The 3,635-nt window shown below is 49.6% G+C and carries 3 protein-coding genes; all 3 read left to right on the top strand.

The window, feature by feature from the left end; all coding sequences use genetic code 11:
* Window positions 1-498: SDR family oxidoreductase (locus tag Q0257_RS06370; protein WP_298023037.1), on the top strand; the 498-nt coding region annotated here is incomplete at its 5' end.
* Between the two features lie 374 nt (window positions 499-872).
* On the top strand, window positions 873-1,466 hold the full coding sequence (locus Q0257_RS06365) for a BON domain-containing protein (RefSeq protein ID WP_298023034.1): 594 nt from the start codon (window positions 873-875) through the stop codon (window positions 1,464-1,466).
* A gap of 590 nt (window positions 1,467-2,056) precedes the next feature.
* A complete protein-coding gene (upp, locus tag Q0257_RS06360) occupies window positions 2,057-2,683 on the top strand; it encodes a uracil phosphoribosyltransferase (protein ID WP_298023040.1) in 627 nt (208 codons plus the stop codon).
* Window positions 2,684-3,635 lie beyond the last annotated feature (952 nt).

Below are 3,635 nucleotides of genomic sequence, written 5' to 3'. Positions count from 1 at the left end.
TTGGGAAAATTAGTACCGTTTGAAGCGACCGACGAAGCTTTGCTGGACGCTCATCTAAACCTAAACGTCAAAGCGCCCTATCTGCTTACTCAGGGGCTTTTAGGTGCGCTTGCGGCTAGCAAGGGCTGCGTGATCAATATCTCGTCGTATTTTGCGAACCGAATGCTCGTGGGGCGCACCACAACGGCATACTCGATCACCAAAGGCGCGCTAAATTCTTTCACCAAATCGCTTGCCTTCGAGGTCGGCAAACTCGGTATTCGCGTTAATGCCATAGCGCCCGGGAGCGTGCTGACGCCGCAGTTTGAGCGAAATTTAAGCGCGCTTAGCCCGCAGGGGCGCGAGGCGTTCGAGCAGATGGTGCAAAATATCTATCCACTCGGCAAAATCGGCAGCGCGCAGGACATCGGCGAGGCGGCGGTGTTTTTGGCGTCGGATGCGGCGAAGTGGGTCAGTGGCGCGATATTTGCGATAGACGGCGGACTTACGACGAATTAGCTGCGGCTGGGCGGAATTTTGGGCGCGGGTTTGAAATATAAAATTTTACGGCAGCGAATTCCGCCTCGAGAAATTTACCCCGTAGAATTTCGCGCGGTAAATTTGCAATGAAAATTTAGCCGCGTAGAATTTTACGGCCACAAATACTGCGCGGGAAATTCCGCCATGGCGAAAGCGCAAAATTTTGCAAGCTGTGCGAATTACAACGTAAATTTTAAAATTTATATTGTAAAATTTTGCGGCGCGTTGGCTCGGAATTTTAAGCCGTGAAATTTCACGGCGCAAAATTTCATGCCGCGGCAAAACGGCGCCCGCGGGGCTAAATTTAAAAGCGTGATTGAAATAACGAGAAATTAAACGAGATTGGAGAGGGTTTGAGGGTTTTGTTTCTGGCATTTTTGTCGGTGTTTTTGCTCTCTTGCGCGGCGCTATTTAGCTCGTGCGCGGCTCCGCTGGCGCCCGCTGGCAACGCGCTTAGCGTATACGACATCTACTCCGTAGCGCGCGACCGCCGCAGCGTCAGCGAGGTCGCTAGCGACAAGCTCATCCAGACTAAAATCCAAAGCAAAATTCTATTTACCAAAGGCCTTAGCAGCTGGGATTTGGAGGTCGAGTGCTTCTACGGCGAGGTCTATCTCATCGGGCTGCTTGAGAGCGAGGCGATGCGCGAGCCGCTGCTTGCTTTGGCGCATGAAACCGAAGGCGTGCGGCGCGTGCATACCTATTTGCGGATAAAAAAGCCCGAATATCCTTGCAATTCGTTTGAAATTTTTGCAAATTTAAAGAAAAACCTCTTTTCCGATACCGACGTTTCGGGCACTGCGGTGCGCGTGGCGATCGTGGGCTGCGACGTGGTATTTAGCGGCGTGGTAACGGACATCGAGCACGAAAAGCACGCGATCTGGTACGCGACGCACGCGCCCGGGGTACAGGACGTGTATTCGTTTCTGCGCGTGGTGAAGGAGTAGGGGGTTACGGTTAAATTTTGATCGCTTCGGCACGGCAAATTTAACCGCTTGCGCCGAGCTAAATTTAAAAAGATACGCGCTCGGTTCATTCGGCTTGTCTGTGGAGCACAGGTGCGTATGAAATTAAAATTTTATCGGCGCGCAAGACAGCTGGAATTTTAAAATCTGGCTCACGAGCGAGAGCATTAAGTAAATTTAAAGCCGCCTCAGACGATAATTTCGCAGATGAAATTTACGTCGCGAGCGCTCGCCGAAAAGTAGCGCCCAGCGTGCCGATAAAAAGCGCGCCCTGTTTAAATAGCGGCTAAATTAAAAGCGGCACGCGCAAGCTAAATTTAAAGCACTGCGTTTTTAAAAGCGCTGAATTTAAAGCGAGTCGCCAAGCTAAATTTAAACGTAACGCGTGCATTGCGAGCTAAAATGAGCTAAATTTAAAATCGTGTTGCCATTATCGGCGAAATTTCAGCGCCATGGGGCAAAAGCTCGCGCTAAAACATACGATTAAAATGCCCAAAGGGCGCAAAATTCAGTAAATTTAAGGAGAGAAAATGAGCCAAAGCCAAAAATGTACGCACCAAACCGCGTGCGAGCTGCCCAACGTGAGGCTGATCAAGCACCCGCTGATCGAGCATAAGCTCACGATCCTGCGCGATCGGGAGACCGATCCATTTCAGTTCCGCATGCTCGTCGATGAGATCAGCTACCTGATGATGTTCGAAGCCACGCGCGATCTGGTGCTGCGCGAGGTGAGCGTGCATACGCCCGTGGCGCAAACTAGCGCGTATAAGCTCGCCACGAAGATCATGATCTGCCCGATTTTGCGCGCCGCGCTTGGAATGCTAAATAGCGTTTTTAAACTCATACCGGACGCTAGCGTAGGATTTTTGGGCTTTCAGCGCGACGAAAAGACCGCGCAGGCGGAGTTTTTTTACGCCAAGCTGCCCACAGACGCCGCAGAGCGCACCGCAATCATCATCGATCCGATGTTTGCGACCGGCGGCACGGCGATAGACGCGGTGAAATTTCTGCTGAAAAATGGCGTCAAAAAAATCAAATTTATCTCCATCATCGCAGCGCCCGAGGGGCTTCATAAATTTAGCGAGATCTACCCGCAGGTCGAGGTTTTTACCGCGGCGATCGACGAGAGATTAAACGAGCAAAAATATATCGTGCCTGGTCTCGGAGATGCGGGAGATAGGGTGTTTAATACGCTGTGAATTTGCGCGGCGAAGGACTTTGCGCTGCGCTAAATTTGCGCGGGATAGTGTTTTGCGCGGCGATAAATTAAATTTGCCAGCATGTAATTTGCGCTGCGAAATCTATTTATCAAATATGTGGGTTGCCGCGGCTCGGAATTTCGCGCTGCGGCAAATTTGGCAGGGCGCGTATTTTTTGTAGCGCGCGCAATACGTAGTGAAATTTAAAAATTTATAGCGCCGTAAATTTGGCGCGTTCGTAAATTTTAACTCGTCGTAGAATTTGCGGTATTTTTGGAATTTATCAAATAAAATTTTAGCTCCGCGATGTATAAAACACGTAAATTTCAAAGTAAGAGAAAGATGAAATAGGGCGGCGGAATTTTATTGCCGTCGAATTCTTCTGCAAAATTCTAGCCGTGCGAGATTTCACGGAGAATTTACCGCATCAAAACTCTACGGCAGAGCGGGAGCTAAATTTTAAAATTTGGCTCGCATTTGCGGCGTAAAATTTTGCAACCGCCCGCACCGCAAATATCGCTATTTTCAGACCGCTCCTGATCGCGCTACCACATAGCCCGCGCGCAGCTCGCAAAAAAGCCCCAGGCAACCACGCCTCTCAATCGCAGCTTCAAACCTCACTACCGCCTGTAAAATTTGGTGAGCCGCAAAATATCTCACAACGTCCGCACTGCAAAAATTTACAAATCGCAAAATTTGCAAAAATCACGCGGCAAAATTCTTACCAAGCAATCCGATAAAGAAGTCATAGCAGGCGGCGCGTCAAACGTACGCGAGGAGTAAAATTCTTACTCAAATGATCCGCCCGCGCTAAAATGAAATTTCAAATTTGACGAGCAAAATTTCGCTTACTTCACCAGCCCCGCTTCCCTTAAAAAGCAGCTCGGCTCGTAGCTAACTTTTCTGATCTTATCAAATTTCGCGTAGCTTAGCACCAGCTCGTCGCGCGCTC

Source organism: uncultured Campylobacter sp. (assembly GCF_938018035.1).
GTDB lineage: Bacteria > Campylobacterota > Campylobacteria > Campylobacterales > Campylobacteraceae > Campylobacter_B.
Note: the sequence above shows the minus strand (reverse complement) of the source record. Positions and strands in the feature narration are given on the sequence as shown.